Origin of the sequence: Marivirga sp. (assembly GCF_024636815.1) — a bacterium.
Taxonomy (GTDB): Bacteria; Bacteroidota; Bacteroidia; order Cytophagales; family Cyclobacteriaceae; genus Marivirga.
On sequence record NZ_JAGXGF010000054.1, the window covers coordinates 1 to 5511 of the forward strand.

Genomic DNA, 5511 nt, shown 5'->3' on the forward strand with positions numbered 1-5511 from the left:
GTTACAGTATGCCCAACATGACAGGCCGGAAGAGATATGACAAAACGAACGGACATTTAGCATTCTGGCTCTCAAATATTGGTATGTTAGGAATGGTGACCGCCATGGGAGTAGCCGGGGTAGTTCAAGTTTATCTGGAAAGAAAATTGAAAATGGAATTTATGATCGTGCAGGAAGAAGTGAAAATTCACTTTGTGGTAATGCTACTTTGTGCAACACTTTTCACCGTAGGCATTGGCATTTATATATATGAATTTATCAAATATGGAAGACCAACGGATGAAGCACTGGAAAGTGAAAATCCATTTGATGACGAATCTGATAATACAAGTAAGTCAAAAAATCAAGCAGAATTAGTTTCATAGACTATGGTTAGTGATGGTTAATAGGTGCGGAGTTTGCTTGTCGATTTTATGTAGTAAAATCCATAAATCGGCTCCGCCCTTTCTTTATCCTTATTGAATACATAACTAATTTTTGCTTCAACAATTTAAATATCAAAAGATGGAAAATTCAGTTTTTTATCAGGAAATACATAATGAAAAGGAAGTTTTTGAACACAGCTTTAAAAACAAAATCCCGCTCTTGCTTAAAGGCCCGACAGGAAGTGGTAAATCACGATTTGTGGAATACATGGCAGAACAACTTAATCAAAAGTTAATTACAGTATGCTGTCATGAAGAAACATCCGCAACGGATTTAATTGGAAGGTATATCATTAAAGGCGCTGAGACTGTTTGGATTGATGGTCCACTTTCGAAAGCGGTGAAAGAAGGGGCCATCCTGTATTTGGATGAAGTAGCTGAAGCCAGACCTGATGTGATAGTAGCGATTCACTCTTTGACCGACCACAGGCGTGAACTTTTCATTGATAAACTTGGAGAAACAATTAAAGCAGACCCCAATTTTATGCTGGTTGCTTCTTATAATCCCGGTTACCAAAAAGGCTATAAAGAATTAAAGCCATCCACCAGACAACGATTTATTGCTCTTTCTTTTGATTATCCTAAAGCTGATATTGAAATGCTTATCCTGGAAAATGAAAGTGGCATAGACCATAGCAATGCCAAGAAAATAGTGAACATAGGCAACAAAATCAGAAATCTGACAGAATTAGGATTGGCTGAGACGGTTTCGACCCGACTATTGGTGGATGCCTCAATTTTGATTAAAAGTGGATTGGCCAAAAGGCAAAGTATGCATGTTGCGGTAGTGGAACCGCTATCTGATGATGAACACACCACCACTTCCTTAAAAGATCTATGTGATTTAATGATTTAATCGGGCACGGAGTTTCACGCATCAACTGTCGGATTAATTCAGAAGAGATAATTCTAAAATATTAAGACATGGGATTTGAGCCGGATGAATGGATATTTGGAAAGGTAGCCAAATACTTTAAAAACAAGAAAGCAAAGCAAAATGAGCAGCTTCCGCAAAAAGTAAGCCTAGAGGAAATTAAACCCAGGCTGACTTTATTAGCAAGAGCTATCAGCGGCAGTGCTATAGAGATTTACCCTGCTGAAGCCGAGGGAGGCTATAAAGGCAATAATTTCTTTCTGCCTATCAATTTTTCGGAATTCCCGACTAAAGAAGAAAATCTCTCTTTCTATTTCTTCCGCTTGACTTATTTATGTGTTCAAAAAGAAAAGCATATAAACTGGGAGCATGCAGAAGATGACCTTACCCTTTCAAGGCAAATGGCCACGGAAAGTGCTAAAGAGATTTTGCCCGAGCTTTTTGCAGAATTTCCAGTTACAGAAGAATTACACACTAGATTTCATCAATATTTTAATGATAAGGCAGAAGCTAATCATCAGGCGGACTTTAGCATGCTTTATGGAAAGTGGATGAAGCCGCAAAAAGCTGAGCAAGAGCCGGAGAAGTTAGAAAATTTTGATAATAAATTCCATAAAGCTCAAAACAAGGCGGATACCATAATTAAAACCAAGGCAGTAGAAGAAATCAAAAGCCTGACCATCGACAAAAAGCAACAAGAAGATTATGTGTTGTTGCATAATTTTGAAAAAGTAGAAACTGCCGAAGAACATGATGGGCTATGGCGTGATTTTGATGGCTCGGATGAACTTGAAAAACATCAGGATGCATTGGAGGAACTTAAAATGCGTCAAACAGTACGAGTTGATGAAGCAGTACATTCAGTTTATCAAGCAGATTTCGTAGAGCAAACCACTATTGCAGAAAGTGCAGAAAAAGAGAGCGATGCATTTTATATTCTTTATGATGAATGGAATTATAAATCCAATTGCTACAAGAGGGATTTTTGTAAACTATTTCCTGATTTTTTGAAGGAAACGGATACTCATTACTATCAAAACACCATCCAGAAGAATAAAAGTGTCTTGAATTCTTTAAGAAAGATGGTGGCTTCCATAAACAATAAAGCTCAGCAACAAAAAAGGCTTACTTCCGGAGGTAATTTCGACCTCGATGCTTTGGTAGATTTCTACACTGATATTCAAGCCAAAAAATCACCTGATGAGAACATCTATGTTGATAATCGGAAAAAGGAAAAAGACCTTTCACTTACGCTATTATTGGATTTAAGTCTTTCCAGTGACAGTTATGTCAATAATCGAAAAGTATTGGATGTAGAAAAAGAGGTCTCTATTCTTTTTGGCGAAATCTTGAATGAATTTGGCATTGATTTCTGTATTGACGGTTTCTATTCCAAAACCAGAAATCACTCTAGCTATCTTACCATCAAAGATTTTGATGAAAAATGGTCAAGCGCCCGCTACAAAGTGGGGGCAATTGCGCCAAGTGGGTATACCAGAATTGGTACTGCACTAAGACATGCCGGCAACAGACTGCAAAATAGGGAAAGCCAGAATAAATGGGTGATTTTGCTGAGTGATGGCAAGCCCAATGATTATGATAGATATGAGGGTAAATATGGTGTGCAGGATGTGAAGCAAGCCTTGAAAGAATTCAATCAAATGAATATCAATTCCTATGCAATAGCCATTGAATCACAAGCAAAATATTATTTACCACAGATGTTCGGGCAAAACCACTATCAGATTCTTTCACGACCAGACGATCTAATCCACTCATTGGTAAAATTATATACAAAAATTAAAAATCAATAGACATGCAAATACCTGAAGAAATAGCAAAATTGCCCGAATGGCATCCGCTTAATCATTATATAAAAGAGATTGAGCTTCTACAGAATACCATCTGGGAACTGCGTACTGTAAAGGCTTCAGAAGAGCCACAAGTGTTTTTCAATCTCTTCAACAAATTGAGCACTATTGATAAGAGGTTTGAGCGTAAGGAAAATCAACTTTTCCCCTATCTGGAAAAACGAGGATGGGACGGGCCTTCTCAGAATATGTGGTCTTTTCATGACAATTTAAGAGATCAGATTAGATTGCTGAGAAAAGCCTTTGAGGAAAGAGAATTCGAAAAAATAGATCAAAATATTCACTATCTGTTAGATGGTATCAATAATTTGATGGCTGTAGAACAAAGCGTTTTATTTCCCAATGCTCTTGAAATATTAGAAGAGCAGGATTGGAAAGAGATGGAAAAAGGAGAAGTAGAAATAGGCTGGATGCCCGGCTGTGAACCTGCCCCAAAGGAAGCACCAGCATATGTGCATCCTTCCCAAGATGAAAGTACAAAAGACCTCTCATTTTTGGACGAAGAAAGCAATCATTATGATGAGGGTTACATGACAGTGGAACAAGTCAATTTGCTGTTCAGAACCATTCCTGTTGACATCACTTATGTGGATGAAAATGATAAAGTTATTTTCTATAACAGAGGTGAGGAGCGGGTATTCCCTAGAAGTGCTGGAATTATCGGTAGAGAAGTCAAATTCTGTCACCCACCGAAAAGTGTAGGCAAAGTTTTAAAAATTTTGGAAGCTTTCAAGGCAGGGACTAAGAGTGAAGCTTCTTTCTGGATCAATTTCAAAGGACGCTTAATATACATCCGGTATTTCGCGGTTCGCGACCATCAGAAAAACTATAAAGGAGTGGTGGAAATGTCACAAGACATCACAGAAATAAAAGACATTGAAGGAGAAAATAGACTACTGGAATGGGAATAACATCAAGAATTCAGCAAAATGAAATCAATTATAAAGCCATATCGTCACCTCCAGGGGGAATCTTGCTATGGATTTTGATCTTACTAGAAGTGTTTACTTTTGGACTGGCTTTAGCAGGTTTGATTTATTACAGATTTCAGGAGCCGGAGCTATTCGCTCAATCAACTGCGGTTTTAAATAAAACGCTTGGGAGTATTAACACTATTGTATTGTTAACAAGTGGTTTTTTCATGGCCGCTGCAGTTCATTACTTTAAAAAGGAAAATGTCAGAAACGGTATTTATTCCATGCTTGCTACTATTTTAATCGGCTCTGCATTTTTAGTCATTAAGTGGTTTGAATACGAGGAAAAATTAAATGTCGGCTTAGGGCTTGATGAAAACATGTTTTTCACCTTTTACTGGCTGTTAACCGGCTTCCATTTTATTCATGTAATAGTGGGCTTAGTAATTCTAACCCTAATCCTACTGAAAATTACAAATAAGAAAAACCCAGTCAAAATAGTAGATATTGAAGCAGGGGGAGCATTTTGGCATATGTGTGATTTAATTTGGCTGTTGCTTTTCCCTGCTCTTTACTTGATATTTTAATGATTGAAACTTTAAAATTTTAATAAAATGAAAAGATTGATTTTAGTTTACCTAGTATTGATAATTTTGACCGTTACAAGTGCTTATGTTTCAGGTATGGAAATGGATCAGCTGTGGATTCCTGCAGGAATAGTAATGACTCTTGCTGTATTTAAATTTATTTTAGTAATAATGGAATATATGGAATTGCGCAAAGCCCATGGAATTTGGAAATTCAGTGTGATCCTTCTGGCCGTAGTAACTGCTTTAATAGTGGGTGTTTTTGGGGGAGTTCAAATATTGTAAGTTTTATTTTACCTTAAATTAAAAACGATGAATTATATTAAATCAATTTCAATTATTATACTTATAAGTGCGGTTTTAATGAATTGCAATGGAAAAAAGCAAGGAAATGAAGAAGCGCACTCTGAGCATGAAAATAAAAATATTGAAATAGAATTGAATCAGGGAGAAAAATGGGTGGTGAATGAAGAAATGCAACCATTTTTAAGTCAATCAGAAGTTATTCTTCAATCCTATAATGCTTCGAATAATACAAGCCATTTAGAACTTGCTGATCAATTAAAAGCACAAAACGATCAATTGATTTCAAGTTGCACCATGAAAGGAAAGAGCCATGATGAACTTCATAAATGGCTTCGTCCACATCTTCAGTTGGTAAAGTCACTGCAGAATGCTGAATCGGAAAAAGATGCAAAAGCTATTATCAAACAATTGGAAGAATCGTATGAAATTTACCATCAGCATTTTCAGTGATGTAAATTCAATTTTTCCTGCAGTAAAATGGTACGAGCTGGGAAGCTCGCACCAGCAGGAAGGATTAAAGTCAGTGGCTTAATA

7 protein-coding genes are annotated in these 5511 nt (G+C 36.8%); all 7 read left to right on the forward strand.

Translation table 11 applies throughout. The annotated features are described in order from the left end of the window. The coding region (locus Q0L29_RS04110; RefSeq protein WP_296619330.1) for a cbb3-type cytochrome c oxidase subunit I at window positions 1-365 on the forward strand (365 nt) is incomplete at its 5' end. Between the two features lie 139 nt (window positions 366-504). After that, the gene (locus Q0L29_RS04115) at window positions 505-1281 is read left to right on the forward strand and encodes a CbbQ/NirQ/NorQ/GpvN family protein (RefSeq protein WP_296619331.1); all 777 of its coding nucleotides are present in this window, start codon (window positions 505-507) and stop codon (window positions 1279-1281) included. 68 nt (window positions 1282-1349) lie between these two features. Beyond that, a complete protein-coding gene (locus Q0L29_RS04120) occupies window positions 1350-3113 on the forward strand; it encodes a VWA domain-containing protein (protein ID WP_296619333.1) in 1764 nt (587 codons plus the stop codon). A 2-nt stretch (window positions 3114-3115) separates the two neighbouring features. Next, complete coding sequence (locus tag Q0L29_RS04125; RefSeq protein WP_296619334.1) at window positions 3116-4081, forward strand: PAS domain-containing protein; 966 nt, start codon at window positions 3116-3118, stop codon at window positions 4079-4081. Continuing rightward, the gene (locus tag Q0L29_RS04130; RefSeq protein WP_296619336.1) at window positions 4072-4671 is read left to right on the forward strand and encodes a cytochrome c oxidase subunit 3; all 600 of its coding nucleotides are present in this window, start codon (window positions 4072-4074) and stop codon (window positions 4669-4671) included. The genes Q0L29_RS04125 and Q0L29_RS04130 overlap by 10 nt, the downstream gene beginning before the upstream one ends. Before the next feature lie 27 nt (window positions 4672-4698). Further along, the gene (locus tag Q0L29_RS04135; RefSeq protein WP_296619337.1) at window positions 4699-4956 is read left to right on the forward strand and encodes a cytochrome C oxidase subunit IV family protein; all 258 of its coding nucleotides are present in this window, start codon (window positions 4699-4701) and stop codon (window positions 4954-4956) included. Between the two features lie 27 nt (window positions 4957-4983). Then, window positions 4984-5427: a hypothetical protein gene (locus Q0L29_RS04140; protein ID WP_296619339.1), complete on the forward strand. Its 444-nt coding sequence runs from the start codon at window positions 4984-4986 to the stop codon at window positions 5425-5427. Window positions 5428-5511 lie beyond the last annotated feature (84 nt).